Source organism: Pelomicrobium sp., assembly GCF_036803785.1.
Lineage (GTDB): Bacteria > Pseudomonadota > Gammaproteobacteria > Burkholderiales > UBA6910 > Pelomicrobium.
Genome location: NZ_DAIRTR010000029.1, coordinates 13,323 through 27,640 on the forward strand (window position 1 = coordinate 13,323; position 14,318 = coordinate 27,640).

The 14,318-nt window shown below is 65.6% G+C and carries 17 protein-coding genes and 1 pseudogene; 15 read left to right on the top strand and 3 right to left on the bottom strand.

The features are described from left to right. Positions 1–244 precede the first annotated feature (244 nt). The gene (locus V7Q81_RS05320) at positions 245–949 is read right to left on the bottom strand and encodes a DUF429 domain-containing protein (protein WP_333840891.1); all 705 of its coding nucleotides are present in this window, start codon (positions 947–949) and stop codon (positions 245–247) included. Between the two features lie 83 nt (positions 950–1,032). Here V7Q81_RS05320 and V7Q81_RS05325 point away from each other — a divergent pair, with 83 nt between their 5' ends. Together V7Q81_RS05325 and V7Q81_RS05330 are read left to right on the top strand one after the other, a co-directional pair. Then, a complete protein-coding gene (locus V7Q81_RS05325) occupies positions 1,033–1,671 on the top strand; it encodes a TetR/AcrR family transcriptional regulator (protein ID WP_333840892.1) in 639 nt (212 codons plus the stop codon). A gap of 89 nt (positions 1,672–1,760) precedes the next feature. Next, positions 1,761–2,807, top strand: a complete 1,047-nt coding sequence (locus V7Q81_RS05330) for a metal-dependent hydrolase (RefSeq protein WP_333840893.1) — start codon at positions 1,761–1,763, stop codon at positions 2,805–2,807. Positions 2,808–2,832: 25 nt separating this feature from the next. Here the strand turns inward: V7Q81_RS05330 and V7Q81_RS05335 are convergent, their stop codons facing one another. Next, positions 2,833–3,534: an SDR family oxidoreductase gene (locus tag V7Q81_RS05335; RefSeq protein ID WP_333840894.1), complete on the bottom strand. Its 702-nt coding sequence runs from the start codon at positions 3,532–3,534 to the stop codon at positions 2,833–2,835. A gap of 276 nt (positions 3,535–3,810) precedes the next feature. Continuing rightward, complete coding sequence (locus V7Q81_RS05340; RefSeq protein WP_333840895.1) at positions 3,811–4,608, bottom strand: DUF3014 domain-containing protein; 798 nt, start codon at positions 4,606–4,608, stop codon at positions 3,811–3,813. Positions 4,609–5,036: 428 nt separating this feature from the next. Between V7Q81_RS05340 and V7Q81_RS05345 the strand changes: the two genes are divergently transcribed. From V7Q81_RS05345 to V7Q81_RS16080, 13 genes and pseudogenes are all read left to right on the top strand, one after another. Beyond that, positions 5,037–5,759, top strand: a complete 723-nt coding sequence (locus V7Q81_RS05345) for an NADPH-dependent F420 reductase (RefSeq protein ID WP_333840896.1) — start codon at positions 5,037–5,039, stop codon at positions 5,757–5,759. A 650-nt stretch (positions 5,760–6,409) separates the two neighbouring features. Beyond that, a complete protein-coding gene (locus tag V7Q81_RS05350) occupies positions 6,410–6,829 on the top strand; it encodes a secondary thiamine-phosphate synthase enzyme YjbQ (RefSeq protein WP_333840897.1) in 420 nt (139 codons plus the stop codon). A gap of 435 nt (positions 6,830–7,264) precedes the next feature. Next, positions 7,265–7,624 (top strand): TRAP transporter small permease subunit, encoded by a 360-nt coding sequence (locus V7Q81_RS05355; RefSeq protein WP_333840898.1) that lies wholly within the window; start codon positions 7,265–7,267, stop codon positions 7,622–7,624. A gap of 2 nt (positions 7,625–7,626) precedes the next feature. Continuing rightward, entirely contained in the window at positions 7,627–8,424 is a 798-nt protein-coding gene (locus tag V7Q81_RS05360; protein ID WP_333840899.1) for a GntR family transcriptional regulator, read from the top strand. Positions 8,425–8,436: 12 nt separating this feature from the next. Further along, positions 8,437–9,678 carry an aconitase X catalytic domain-containing protein gene (locus V7Q81_RS05365; RefSeq protein WP_333840900.1) on the top strand — a complete coding sequence of 414 codons (1,242 nt, stop codon included), beginning with the start codon at positions 8,437–8,439 and terminating at the stop codon, positions 9,676–9,678. A 5-nt stretch (positions 9,679–9,683) separates the two neighbouring features. Continuing rightward, positions 9,684–10,097 carry an aconitase X swivel domain-containing protein gene (locus tag V7Q81_RS05370; RefSeq protein ID WP_442954766.1) on the top strand — a complete coding sequence of 138 codons (414 nt, stop codon included), beginning with the start codon at positions 9,684–9,686 and terminating at the stop codon, positions 10,095–10,097. Positions 10,098–10,126: 29 nt separating this feature from the next. After that, positions 10,127–10,429, top strand: coding sequence for a hypothetical protein (locus V7Q81_RS05375; protein ID WP_333840902.1), 303 nt, complete (start codon positions 10,127–10,129; stop codon positions 10,427–10,429). Positions 10,430–10,636: 207 nt separating this feature from the next. Continuing rightward, positions 10,637–11,008, top strand: a complete 372-nt coding sequence (locus tag V7Q81_RS05380; RefSeq protein ID WP_333840903.1) for a hypothetical protein — start codon at positions 10,637–10,639, stop codon at positions 11,006–11,008. A 103-nt stretch (positions 11,009–11,111) separates the two neighbouring features. Then, on the top strand, positions 11,112–11,519 hold the full coding sequence (locus V7Q81_RS05385) for a hypothetical protein (protein ID WP_333840904.1): 408 nt from the start codon (positions 11,112–11,114) through the stop codon (positions 11,517–11,519). A 185-nt stretch (positions 11,520–11,704) separates the two neighbouring features. Beyond that, positions 11,705–12,379, top strand: a complete 675-nt coding sequence (locus V7Q81_RS05390; RefSeq protein ID WP_333840905.1) for a hypothetical protein — start codon at positions 11,705–11,707, stop codon at positions 12,377–12,379. Between the two features lie 186 nt (positions 12,380–12,565). Then, the gene (locus V7Q81_RS05395; protein WP_333840906.1) at positions 12,566–12,745 is read left to right on the top strand and encodes a hypothetical protein; all 180 of its coding nucleotides are present in this window, start codon (positions 12,566–12,568) and stop codon (positions 12,743–12,745) included. Between the two features lie 174 nt (positions 12,746–12,919). Continuing rightward, positions 12,920–13,570: pseudogene (locus V7Q81_RS16075) on the top strand (DEAD/DEAH box helicase); the annotation flags it as partial. A 605-nt stretch (positions 13,571–14,175) separates the two neighbouring features. Continuing rightward, positions 14,176–14,259: a hypothetical protein gene (locus V7Q81_RS16080; protein WP_442954768.1), complete on the top strand. Its 84-nt coding sequence runs from the start codon at positions 14,176–14,178 to the stop codon at positions 14,257–14,259. Positions 14,260–14,318 lie beyond the last annotated feature (59 nt).

The following is a 14,318-nucleotide window of genomic DNA, read 5'->3' on the forward strand; positions in this document are numbered from 1 at the left end:
TTTGCCGCGGGTTCAAAAACACAGAGCCCCCACCAGTCAACCCTGAGGCTCTACTGGTAGGGGCTCTTATGAGAGTGCTTATCGCACAGCCAACGCGTGAATAATCGTACAGGAATGTCCCTCGTGCCTCAACCCGGGCCGCCCCGCTTGGGCAAAGATCGTGAGGCACACGAAACGCAGCGCCAGCACTCCGAATAGGAGGAGAAAAGGGCAGGCCAGTGGACACGCAACTCCGAAGCGGTTTCTAGTACCAGATGGCCATAGTGAGCCCTGTCCCGTCCTGCTCTGGCGGCGCGGGCACCGATCGGGCCATGCCTTGGGCGATACGCCGTGCGGTCCACAGGCAGGCCATCGCATCGAGTACATCGTCGGGCTGCGCCCCGAGGGCCGCGGCGGCAAGGGCCGTCTCGACCACCTGGTGCCCGAAGGCATGGGCCAGCAGCCGGCACCGCACCGCCTGCCCGGCGGGTGTCCGCTTGGACGCGGCGAGGGCCCGTTGCCCGTTGAGCGCCCAGAAGCTCACTTCCGGATGGGCTTCGAACACCCGTTGCGCGGCCGACGGATGCTGGCGTAGCACGGTGTCCCACTCCCGCACCCGGGCCACGAGGGCAAAGGCCTGGGCCCCCACGCCGCGCCCGTCCACGGCGCGCTGAAGACGGGAGGCCTGCTCCCGCGTCGGGGCAGAAAGCACGGGTCGGATCGGGGCGGGGAACACGCTTGATGCCCGGGGTCGCCCGAGGAGCGCCCGGGCCTGCCGATCGCAAGCACGGTCGCCCGATTCGCTGAGGCCTAGGGGAATATCGACGGCGATGGCCACGGCCTCTGGATACGCGGCAAGCACCTCGGCCACGTGGCGGTGTACGCACACGCCGAGCACCGCCTGACCTTCGCCCAGGCTTGCCGCCACCCATCCCTTGGGACAGCCGTCCACGCCCACGAGCCGCGCCATTTTTTTTCCTTTATCCCCGCTGGCGGGAGAAGCGTATCCTAAAAAAACCGTATCTCTCGTCTGGTAACGCTGGAGGCGCAGAAATGGAAAACCCGTCCGATCTGCGGGAGCGTATCGTCGACACCGCCCTCGCTCTGGCGGAGGAAAGCGCGTGGGAGCGCGTTCGCCTGTTCGAAGTGGCCGCCGCGCTGGGCATTACCCTGGATGACGTGCGACAGCACTTTCGCGAAAAGGAAGACGTCGCGGAGGCTTGGTTCGACCGGGCGGACGCTGCCATGCTGCGGACCGCAGCCCAGCCCGAGATCCAGGCGCTTGCCCCGCGGGAACGCCTGCACCGGCTGATCATGGCCTGGCTCGCGGCCCTGGCGTCCCATCGCCGGGTGACCCGGCAGATCATCTACGGCAAGCTGGAACCCGGCCACGTGCACGTCCAAGTGCGGGGGTTGCTGCGGGTGAGCCGCACCGTCCAGTGGATCCGGGAAGGGGCCCGACGCGAGGCGGCTTTCCTCAGCCGAGCGCTGGAGGAGACGGTGACAACGAGCATCTACCTCACCACTTTCTTCTACTGGCTGTACGACGACTCGGCGAACTCGGTCTCCACCCGCCGCTTCCTGGATCGGCTGCTCACGGCGGCCGAACGGCTGCCTCCCTGGATGTTCGCCCGCGCGGCGCCCTCCCAGGAAGTCGGGGGCGAGACCGCGCGGGCTGAGCCCACCGCGTAGCGCGCTGCCGAAGATCCGACCAGCCGATTCCCCCTCCCCCTTTGCGGGAAAGGGAGCCCTTCCACGGATTATCTGCCCCGGGACGACGGGTGGACACCTTGACCCACGCGCTGAGCGCAGCGCTACTCTCCCGCGCCACCGCGCCCGCCCAGCCTCGCCCTGGCGCGCCGAGCCTGCGCCAGCGCGTGGCAGCGGGGTTCATCGCCGGCGCGTTTCCGGACTGCGACATTGCGCTGCGCGCTGTCGATACTCTGTGGTACCTGGGCAAAGCACACCAGGGGATCACCCACTCGTTACTGCTCGCGCCCATGTGGGCGCTCGTCCTGGCCTTCGTCTTGGGCAGGCTCTGCGGCAAGCGCTGGCATGCCTTCTACGGGCCAGCGACCCTGGGGATCGCCATGCACATCGCGGGGGATGTGATCACTGCCTATGGCACCCAGCTCTTCGCCCCGCTCGCCGACTGGCGCGCGGCCCTTTCCCTTGCCTACGTGATCGACCCGTACTTCACCGGGATCATCGCAGCAGGGCTCGTCGCCGCGTGGCTGCTGCCGTCCCGAGGCCGGGCCGCGGCGCTCCTCGGCCTGTTCGCCCTGGCCGGTTATGTGGCATTGCTGGTGGCGCTCCATCAGCGGGCGGCGGACATCGGCGCGCGGTACGCTCAGACCCTGGGGCTTGTCGGCGCCACGCCTCATCCCCTGCCTCAGCCCTTTTCCCCCTTCCATTGGAAGGTGATCGTGAGCCACGGTGAGACCTATCACGAAGCCCTGGTGGACCTGCTGCCCGGGCCGAGCCTGGTGGAGCGCATGCCCGGGATGGGACATTTCGCGTTCATGTCTTCGGCATACTCGCCGGCGCCCCGGTGGCGCATGCACCCGCGCTTTGGCTCGGACGCTCAGGAAAAAGCCCTCGCCCGGGAAGCCTGGGGACAGGACGCGTTCCGGGATTTCCGCGCTTTCGCCCGCTTTCCTGTCCTCTATCGGATCGACGGGGACGGCGAAGCCCGGTGCGTCTGGTTCGTGGACTTACGCTTTACCTTGCCCGATCGGGCGCCTTCCTTCGTCTTCGGCCAGTGCCGCGAGCGCGCTGGCGCGCCCTGGCGGCTAGCCCGGCAGCGGGGACCCTTGTGGATCGACTGAGGCGGGGCGTCTCGCCTTCTTCCGCCTATTCGAGCGTCACCACGCATCGCCTCGGCTTCGAGGCCGCCAGCGCCAGAATGCGCCGCGCCACCCGCTCCGCCGGCATGCCCACCCTGGCGCCCGAATACTGGATCTGCATGTCGGTGGCGACCCGTCCGGGGCATAGGGCATAGACCCGCACGCCGGCCGAACGCACCTCCTCATCCAGCGCGGCGCTGAATCCCACCACGCCAAACTTGGAGGCGCAATAGCTCACGATCTGCGCAAAGCCCGTGAGCCCCGCGCCGGAAGAGACGTTCACGATCACTCCCTCGCCCCGCTCGAGCATGGCGGGCAGCAGCGCCCGGGTCACGTACATGACGCCCTTGAGATTGACGTCGATCACGGCTCCCATGCGCTCGAAGGGCTCGCGCGCGAAGGGGCCCACCGAGAGCACGCCGGCATTGTTGACGAGCACGTCGAGTGCGCCGAAGGCATGGGAGGCTTCCTGGACGAAGGCCCGCACCTGGGCTGGGTCAGAGACATCCGCGACGCGGGCGAGCAGCCGCTCTCCTCCCGCGAGCTCGCCTTCGGCGTTCTTCAGCCGGGCTGGATCCCGGGCGCAAAGGGCCACCCGCGCCCCGGCCGCGAGAAATGCGCGGGCCGTTGCTAAGCCGATGCCCCGGGAGCCGCCGGTCACGATTACCGATTTGCCTCGGAATGGATTGCCAGACGCTTGCTCCAACATCTTCAGGGTTCGACTCGATGGCACTGCGCTTATTTTCGACTCTTCAGCGCCTTGGCGCACGCCGACGCGGCGACCGGGCGCGGCCGGGAATCCGCTTGAAAAGCCTACGGCAGACCCGCCCGTACCACCGCCATGGCCAGTGGGTATAGAAGGCTGAAGATCCTCCCGGCGTGGCTGCGCCGCTGATCGACTTTTCCACCCGTGCGAGCCGCATTACACAGACGGCGCTGCCGGAGCGCAGCCGCACTCGCCCTGGTTCATTCTGTAAGCGGTTTTTCAGCGAAGTGGCTCCTCGCTGGCCAATTGCTGCCGGATCTCCTGCAGCTTCGCTTTGACGATACGGGCGTTGTCGCGACCCATGCGCAGGAGGATTTTCTGACCGGCCGACAGCGCCTCCAGCTTGGGGTCAGCAAACTGGTAGAGCACGTGGGGCTGCACCAGGACAATAGGTTCTTGGGGCTCGGGTGTGGCCAGCAAGTGATCGATGACTTCCATCAGGCGGTCGTTGAAATATTTGCCCGGATAGCCCAGGTCCTCGTACGCTTGCTGGAACAAGGGATAAAAGCGGATGTATGCCGCCACGAGCTTTCTGGCATCCACCGCCTCCGCAAGCCGCACATAGGGCGCGTAGCGTTGATGATTTTGCGCGCCGATCGCCAACCGCTCGCCCTGGTAGGTCGCCAAGAATTGCCCAGCGGGAGGTTTGACTGGTAGCAGCCGCGAGGCCACTCGGCTGCGCGGCAGGTTATCCACCGTGGCGACGATACGCCGCATGATGTCCGTAAGAAGAAAAAGCTCCGCGAGCGGTTTCGCTCCGAACAGGCTGGCCAAGGATTCCCGCAACGCGCCATCACTCTCCTTAAGGGGCGGCAGCGGCGCGTTCTGCTCTTGCTCGGGCTGCGCGCGTTCGATGGGATGGCGGATGGGCGGCTCCGTCGTGGCCTCGGGCGCCGGCGGCTGCGCGCGGCTCGGCGGCTGGACCTGGGGCGCCTCCTCCTGCTTCCAGGGATAAAAGAGCCCGATGAGGACGGCCAGCGTCGCGAGCAGAGCCAACCACCAGATCGTGTTCTTCATGGACAAAAGTAACCCCAGAGGGCTCAACACGGTTCCGAGCGAGCGACGCGGTTCCCACCGCGATTCACTTCGCGCATCCTCCCTCGCCCCCGGCATAGGGATTGGGACCCGTCTCCATCGCGCGCAGGGTGCGTCACGCCAGCCAAAAACACCGCATGACATCCACAGCCGGTGCGGCAAAGTCGCCTTCGCGCGGACTTTAGCGCGGAAGGTTCCCGGACAAACCCTATTGTGCCACCTTGCCACGGCCCCAAGGAACCCTTCAGAGGGCCCAAGACGGCGTTGCCAGCCAGGGGGCCAACGAAGACCCCTTGCCTTCGGGGCGGCGTTGCTTCCATCATCTTTTCCCTGACCACGCTTAGGTGCTGTTTGCACACCCGCGCAAAGCCATTCGCCAGGGAGTAAATCCCACGAGCGCAACCGACGCCATGCTACCGAGACGCCGCCTGCTGCTCCTGACCGGCATTGCCATCCTGGCGCCGGCCCTGCTCGCCTTTACGGCACGGGGCGCCTGGGCGCAAGGGGGCAAGCTCAAGATCGGCATCATCGGTACCGGCCGCATCGGTGGCACCCTGGCGGAGCTGTGGGCCAAAGCGGGCCATGAGCTTGTCATCTCCTCGCGCCATCCTGAGCAGCTCGAGGCCCTTGCTGAGCGCCTCGGTCCAAAAACGCGCGTCGGCACGCCGGCGGAGGCGGCTGCTTTCGGCGAAGTGGTACTGATCTCCGTGCCCTACGGAGCACTGCCCCAAGTGGGACGGGATTACGCTACCCAGCTCCAGGGTAAGGTGGTCCTGGAAACCGGAAACCCTTTTCCCCACCGGGACGGCGCCATGGCGCACGAAGCGCGCAGGAAGGGCACGGGCGTCGCTTCCGCGCAATGGCTGCCGGGCGTGCGGTTAGTGCGAGCCTTCAGCACCATTCCCCATCACGCCCTGCGCAGCGAAGCCCACCGGCCGGGCGAGCGCGTCGCCGTGCCTCTAGCCGGTGACGACCCGCAAGCGCTCGAGATCGCCGCGCGCCTGGTGGAGGACGCCGGCTTCGAACCGGTGGTGGTGGGACCCCTCGCCCGTGCCAGTCAGTTCGACGTCGGTACGCCCGTCTTCGCCCGGGCCCTTACGGCTCGGGAGCTGCGGCAAGCCCTCGGGATGTAAGGGCGACATCGAAACTTGCCAGCCCCTGCGGACGAAAAAGCTGTCACGCGGCCTTCCGGCTTCCTGCGTCGACGTCAGGCTGTTGCCCCGTGCCATGCGACAAGGATCCACTCTGCCCAGTCCACGGGGCTGAACCTCCACGACCCGGGCGCTTAGACGAACCCCTTCGCCGATGCAATGGACCTAGTGCACCGCCACCATGTCCCTCCCGCCCGGCCGCGCTTGTGCAGCGTAGGCGATGAAACCAACTCGCTCCTAGGGCTGGGCGGCCTGATCAGCTGCGGAGGCGAGCCGTGACCGACGGCGCTGGGTCGGTTCCACTAGGGGAATACCGTCTTATTCCGCGTCTTGCGGCCCGAGCAGGGCCCAGGCGAATTCGCAGGCCACCGCCAGAATTTCCCCCAGTGTTGCGATAGTTGAGCCGCGAAAGGGCAGTGTGTCTCTGGGCCCGGATGCCGACGCCCGCCGGGCCAAACTTGCGCCGCCCGCCCCGAACCAGACGGTCCGGCATACCCGCCGAGTTCGCCTCCGCCGGGGTTTGTGAGCGCTCCCGGGAGTCCCTTGTGCAACGCTAGAGAAGATGATCGAATGTTTTGGCCCGCCCCCTCACGCGGGGCGGCGGTTTGCCTTAAACCTACGGAATCGGCCCCATGAAATCCCATCGCAAGGAACTATGGTTCAACACCCGGACGCGGACGGCCTTCATCAATATCACGCCCCAGATCGCCCAGGCGCTGCAGGAAAGCGGCATCCAGGAAGGGTTGTGCCTGATCAATTCCATGCACATTACCTCGTCGGTGTTCATCAACGATGACGAGGCAGGCCTGCACGCCGATTTCACCCGCTGGCTGGAGGGCCTCGCGCCCCAGGAACCGGTGAGCCAGTGGCGCCACAACGATACCGGCGAGGACAACGCCGACGCCCACCTCAAGCGCCAGATCATGGGGCGGGAGGTGGTAGTGGCGGTCAGCGGCGGCAAGCTCGACCTGGGTACCTGGGAGCAGATCTTCTACGGCGAGTTCGACGGACGGCGCCGCAAACGAGTGTTGGTGAAGATCATCGGAGAGTAAATTACCCGTCCTTGCCATTGGTGCGGATCGGGCTTCGGGCTTAATCCGCAGGGCTTGCTCAGCCTTCTCCTCAGCCCCTTCCCCCCATCCCTCTCTCCCGGAGGGAAGAGAGGGATGGTGCCATCTACGCCCCCGGGAAGGGAAATGTCCTTATCCCGCATGGGTCGGGTGTGTCGAGCGCAGCGTGAAACGCACCCACAGGGAGGTCTGCGGTGCGGTGCGCCTAGCCCCTACGGCCATGACGAGGACCAATGGTCCATCAACCCTCGGCAGGAAACTCCGTCACGCGCCGCCGACGAACCTTCCTGCACCAACTTCCCCAGCGCCGATACCCGAAGGTGTCTTTCTTGCCAGCGTGCGCTTTTTATGACTTAATACGTCTTAATACAAGTTGTGCGAGCGTTGCCGCGCTCGCGCAAAACCGTGGGGAGACTCGTGCGCGGACTGGCTCGTTGGTGGGAGCGCCTTGGCCAGGCGATGGGCGCGGCGGCGATGACCGCCGGCCTCGCTTTTCCCATTTTCTACGACGTCCTCGCCCGCAAGGCAAGAGCGCCCACCACCTGGGTGTTCGAGCTGAGCCAGTACGCCCTGATCACCGGATCGTTCCTCGCCAACGCTTTCGCGCTCAAGCAGGGCAACCATTTCCACCTCCAGCGCGCCCCTCTGTCCCCGCCGCAAGCGCCTGCTGGACGATCTGGTCCTCGTCTTCGGCCTGCTGATCCTGGTCGTGGTGCATTACTCTCCGGTGCGGTCGTCGAGGCTGCGCCAGCGTACGATCAGGCACCAAGGCTATGAAGGTGGAACGCGATAGCAGCATCGCTCTCTACGTCCAGATCGCCGACCGCCTGGCGCGGGACATCGCCGAGGGCCGCTACAAACCCTTCGAGCGTCTGCCCTCGGAGCAGGCGCTGATGAAGCGCTTCGCCGTCTCCCGCGTCACCGTGCGACTAGCGCTCGCCCTGCTCGCGCGCCAGGGGCTCATCTCGGCCAAGCAGGGAAAAGGAACCTTCGTCGGCGGCCCGGTGGTGCGTCACGACCTGCAGGACCTGCGGGGCTTCTACGACGCCCTGGTCACCAAGGGCCACACACCGGAGACGCGGCTTCTCAGGTTCGAACCCGTGCAAGCGCCCGCCCCCATCGAGCTCGTTCTCGGCGCCGCCGGTCGCGAGGTGATGTGCCTTCAGCGGGTGTATTCCCTGCATGGCCATCCATTCGCGCTGGCGCGGGCGTGGCTTCCGCCAGCGGCGGCGCGGGTATCCTGGGATGAGGCGAGCCGCAATCCGATCTACTCCATCCTGGAGGAGCTCCTGGGTCTGCGCGTCACCCGGGCCGAAGTGAGCATCCTCGCCCGGGCAGCGGAACCTGAGGAGGCGAAGCTGCTGGAGCTGCCGGCAAGCAGCCCGGTGCTGGTGATGGAGCGGGTGTCCTACTGCGCCGAGGGAGCGGCACTGGAATGCTCCCGCTTCAGCATCCGGCCAGAGAACTACCGATTTAGCCTGAGCGTCCAGGGGCCCTTCGCCATCACCCGCAAGATCCAGGAGGTGGTCCTGCCGACCCGCGGGCTGCAAAAGACGGCTTCTCATCGAAAGAAGTAGGAGGTAGACACCATGCAATTGACCGCTGAAGAGCGGGCCATACTCCACGGCGAGCTTGGCGCCGCAGTCAAGGAAGCGCTTGAGTATCAGATCCGGGTCGGCGAGTTCTTCGGGGCACAGCGCTTCGTCCCGGTAACCAACGTGCACATGATGGGCGACATCGAGGTGATGGGCGAAGGAGGCCTGTCGTGGCTCAGATGCACCGCCGAGAAGAAAGCGCGCTGCGCGGTGAACGTCACCACCAACGCTCGCTGCATAGACTTCGACCTCACCGAAAGGCTCCAACAAGATCCCAAGGCGGTAGCCGAGGAGCGGGAGCTGATCGGGCTGCTGCGCGGCATGAACATCACCACCACCGACACCTGCATCAACTACCAGACCCTTTACCAGCCCCACTTGGGTGAGCACGTGGCGTGGGGCGACACCGGCACCGTGATCTACGCCAACTCGGTGTTCGGGGCGCGCACCAACTTTGAGAGCGGTCCTGCGGCTCTGGCCGCCGCCCTCACCCGCCGGGTGCCGGAATACGGCTTCCATCTCGACGTCCACCGCAAGGGCACTTTCGTCGTGAAGCTGGAGGCCGATCTGGACGACCTGGCTGACTGGGGTGCGGTGGGTAAGCTGGTAGGTGAACCCCACCAGAGCTATTTCGAGGTACCGGTATTCACCGGGCTCAAGCGCACTCCGGTGGCAGACGAGCTCAAGCACCTGGGCTGCGCCCTGGCGAGCTACGGATCCATGGGCATGTTCCACATGGTGGGGGTCACTCCGGAGGCGCCGAGCCTCGAAGCAGCCCTGGGAGGCAACAAGCCCCACACGGTGATGACCATCACCAACAGGGATCTGGAGCGGCTATACGCTTCCTATGACCTTAAGGACGGGCGCTGCGATCTGATCGTCTTCTCCGGCCCCCAGCTCTCCCTCTGGGAGATCAAGGACCTGGCGGAACGCTTCGAGGGCAAGCAAGTGCATCCCGGCACCCAGGTGTTTCTCACCTCCAGCAACGGGGTGTTGTCGGCCGCGCGCAGGCTAGGCTACGCCCAGAAACTGGAAGCGGCCGGCGTCACGCTCATGGAGGGCGTGTGCTTCTACATCTTGCAGAACCTGTCCCAGCTCCGGGAGCGCAGCGGCTGGACCAACATGATTTCCAACTCGGCGAAGATCGTGAACATCATCGGCGCCCATCGCTTCAACACCATCCTGCGCCGCACCCAGGACTGTGTCGATATTGCCGTGACCGGGAGGATCCGATGAGCGAAGTGCTGGAAACGATTCGAGTCGATCGCGCCTTCGGCGAGGTGGTGGAAGGCGAGGCGGTGGTGTCGGAGGAAGGGTTTAGCCCCCGCTACGACCTGGACCGCTGGAGCGGGGTGATCACCCGGCCCGGTCACAGACTGGAAGGGACCTCGATCAAGGGCAAGATCTGCTTCTTTCCCACCGCCAAGGGCGGTATTGCCGCGGGCTGGGCTTTTTACGACCTCAAGCACAAGGGCATCGCCCCCAAAGCCCTGGTCTTCGGCGTCACCAATCCGGTGATGGTACAAGGTGCCGTGTTTGCCCAGATGACCATCACCGAGGGCTGGTCGCGCACGCCGCGGGAATGCATCAAGACCGGCGACTGGGTGCGAGTCGATCCGGGGCGCAAGGTAATCGAGCTGCTCAAGCGCTCATGAGGCAACCCTACAAAAAGGAGGAATGAGGGATGACACGCACGCCCAAGGGCTTTGCCGCCGCGGCCTTGTCGCGCATCGCCATGGGCCGCAGCCCGCACGCCATTCCACGCCACTCGGGATGCATCGAGCCATTCCAGGAGAAGCGGCTCACCCGGCCGTTTATGCAGTCGGTGAAAACGACTCTCCCGTACTGCTCCCTGGAGGCCGGTATACCAGGCGCTTCAGCGGGCCACGGTGGACGGGGCCGGGGCGAGCCCCAGGGCATGGCGGGGCTTGAGCACCACGAAGTCGCGAAACACGTCATGGCCAGTAACGGTGTGCTCGGCCCATAGGCCTTCCAAGCAAAGCGTCGGGACGACGGCAGGCGGGCTTCGGCCCGCTTTTTCTCTCGGTGTGGCGCCGCCCGGCCCTTCTCCAGAGTCCCAGGCACGGTTCTGGCTCGCATCTCCTTGTGACAGACCCCGTCGGAGCAATCACGGCCGCGCCGTTTCTCTCGCAGCATCCGGCGCGCTCTGCCACCAGCGGGAGGAGGATTGAGCATGCATTTCGACCAAGGGTTATGCCGCAACGAGCCGATCGTCATCGAGCTGGACGGCCGCAGGGACGAAGGCGCCTTCGAAACCCAGCTCGCGGAAGCGCTCAACCGGGTTTCCACCGGCTGGTGGAAAGGACCCCTCATCGTGGTGCTGCGCCACCTGCGGGAGGCATGGCTCCTGGAGGAACCCATGCCGTGGCTGGTTTACCTTTCCGAGCGGGCGACCGACTGCGAGGTATGCCTGGAGAACTGTCACCCGGACCTGGTGCGCCTGTTCGAGGCGCCGACGTACCGTCGACACTTCAACATCATCACTGTGAGCACCAGCCCCCTTGAAGTGCCCCGCAATTCCCGCCAGCCCACGCCCGCGCTTTGAACGCTATCGCGAGATCGAGGACGGCTATTCCAGCAACCGCTCTCGAACTGGACTATAAAGAAAAAGGAATCGCCGCGTTCCGGCGGTAGGCAGCGAGGGTACCATGTCGATGCGCATCCAAGTGGGCAACGACATCGAACCGGTCCTCGTCGAATTCAAGGACCAGATCGACTCCGATTCCTGGAACGAATGTGTCGAAGCTTATAACCGGATTCCCCGGATCTGGTGGAAGGCGGTGGTCATCGTCCTGCGCCACCTGAGCGCCGTAGACGAAGACGAGCTGCGACTGCTGCTATACCTGCGCCGGCGGGCGAGCCAGGGCGATTTGTGGGTATTGGACTGTGCGCCGGCAGTCGTCCGGCTGTTGGAGGCCTCCGGCCTCACCCGCCATTTCAACCTGGTCCGGGTGGAGAACCGTCTGGACCCGCCGACCCGTAGCAGCCGGGCGGCCCCGGCATCGACCCCGATCCCATCCCTCAAGGGGATCGGCGTCGGCCGAAACCCTTCCTAAACGCCCAAGACCCAGTCGGCGGGCTTTACAGTTGCGCGCGGCGAACCCTGCAAGTCGTTGATTCTATGAAGCGGCACGCCGATTGCTCAGCTGAAGAGGCGTGGGCTGGATTCGTCCCGACGTCTTTCTCACAAAAAACCCTCTCGCGTGCCGCCGACTTCGGGTTCGACGCAATCTCTCTTGCCATGGCGACTCAGCGTGTCGGTGCCTTCGCCCCAGCGCCTTCGGCTACAGCTTACCGGCGCCGCTTTCCGGCGTTCCAGATGGACCGGCAAGGACTGGAAGAAATCCATCGCCTGGCGGAGAAGCACGGGCTGACGGCCACCTGGTGCCTGGGAGACCGGCCCCTGGGCGGGTCAGAAGCATTGGCAGAGTCTGCGGACCGCTGCCTCGAAGACCTGAGACTCGAGTTGACCTGGACCGGTGCAAGGACGCCTGCTGCCCGGTTGCGCTTTCATGACGGCCACGGGGTCGTCGAGGGGACCCGGGACCGCCGGCTGATATCCTTCGCAGACCAAGTGGCAGCTCTCGCGGCCCGGCGGCTCCCCGCCTATGCCCGTTGCATGCAGCCCCTCGCCTGGGGCTACGCCACCTTAGCCTACGCGCTGGTGACCGAGCGGCCCGATCTCTCTCGCATGGGCACCGAGGCGGCCTTCCTCGCCTGGTCCGCGACTATCCTGTTCGGTACGCTGATGCTGCTCGTCTCCACGTGCTACCTGCGCCGCAGTCGCGAGCTCAAGCTGGACCCGGGCCCCAAGCATCCCACCGCCTGGGACCGTCATGGAGAAGGAGTACTGCTGTTCGCGGCGGGCCTGGTAATCGGCCTGAGTGCCGTCTTCATCGGGCAGCGACTCGCCTGAGGCAATTACCTCGCCTCTCCTATACCGCTCGCGGAAGGTATCGCGCCCCGGCGCCAACCGTGTACAATGCCCTGCAAGGTTCGGCATCTCTGTCCGGTTGGCGCCGCACTCCCCTCGCGGCTGCTCTTCGAACTCCCTCGATCCCGCCAACGCAACAGCGCATCTGCCTGAACCGGTCTTAACGGCATGAAGCTGCAGCAGGCCAATCCCGAGGAGATCCTTGTGTCCCGATCGTTCCCACAGCTCGGCCTGCGGGCCAAACTCCTCCATGCAGTAGAGGAACAGGGCTACACGGCACCCACCCCGATCCAGATCCAGCCCATTTCGCTCATTCTCGAGGGCAAAGACGTGCTCGCCGCTGCCTAGACCGGCACCGGCAAGACTGCCGGCTTCAGCCTTCCCCTGCTCCAGCGCCTGGCCCCTGCCGCCAGTGCCCCCCTTCACTGGCCCGCCCTTCGGTGCGGGCGCTCATCCTCACGCCCACCCGGGAGCTTACGGCGCAGGTGGAGGAAAGCGCGCGCCTGCGGGAAAGATCTGCCCTTGCGCTCGACCCTCATCCATGAGGGCGTCAACATGAATCTCCAGGTTCAGGCGCTACGCCAAGAGATGGATATCCTGGTGGCCACCCCGGGCCGTCTGCTGCATCACCTGCAGCAGAAAAGGGTGAACCTGTCTCGAGTGGAAATCCTGGTGCTGGACGAAGCCGACCGCATGCTGGACATGGGCTTCATCCGCGATATCTGTCGTCTCTTGGCCCTGCTGCCTCCAATACGGCAGAACCCGCTGTTCTCCGCCACTTTCACTGAGGCCATCCGCAGACTGGCCGTGGGGCTGCTGCACGCGCCGACCCTCGTGGAAGTCGCACGGCGCGATGCCGGGACCGAGCAGATCACCCAGCGGGTATACCCGGTGTCGGCCGAACACAAGGGGGCGCTTCTGGTCCACTCGGCCACTTCCGGCCACTGGCGCCACGTGCTCGTCTTCACCCGAACCAAGCATGGCGCCAACCGCCTGGCCCACCAGCTCGGCCGGGACGGGATCCAGGCCGAGGCGATCCATGGCGATAAGCACCAGCCCCAGCGGACGCGGGTGCTGCGGCGGTTCAAAGACGGGCAGATTCCCATTCTCGTGGCAACCGACATCGCTACCCGCGGCCTGGACATCGAAGCCTGGGATCACGGGGTGAACTACAACCTGCCCCAGGCGGCCGAGGAGTACGTGCACCGCATTGGCCGAAATAGCCGGGCGGGGGCGAGCGACGAAGCTGTTTCCCTCATGGCACCGAGTGAGCGGCCCCTCCTCGGCGCGATCGAGAAATTGCCCAACCGCCGCCTGGAGCGCCACCAGGTGCCCAGTTTCTCAGCTCGTCAAGCTTTCGGTGCCGTGTGCCCTTTCCCCACGAGCCAGCCGCCCGGGCCACGGCACGCCGTGGCTTGGCACGAAACCGCACCGATCTCCCTGACAACGGTAAAAGGCCGCGCCTTTCCCATGACCACTCGCGTTCCGGCTCTGGTACCGCTTCAACGCTGCGCTCTGGAAGGCACCGCCGCAGAAGACGCAGCGCCCGCCCAACCCCTGCCCCGCTCAATGCTGCGAGCCGAGGCGAGGCCTGATCGTTCTCCATCACCGCTCAAAACAAGGGAGGAATTCGAGATGCATATCGTTGTAGGCGATCTGCCGCCCCAGGCCACTGCGACGGAGCTCGGGGAACTTTCAAGACCTTCAGTGACGTGCGATCCGTCTAAGTCATGCGGGAGCCGTTCACCGGCACCTCTCGCAGTTTCGGCTTCATCGAAATGCCCGGTAAACAACACGCCCTCGCGGCAAGACGGGGCGTGAACGGAAAAGCGCCGTGCGGCCGCTCCCCCGAGCGTCCATGAGGCCCACCCGAAAGGGCGGACGCGAGCCTCCCGGCGAGGGGCCCCGCCAAAGGCGGGGA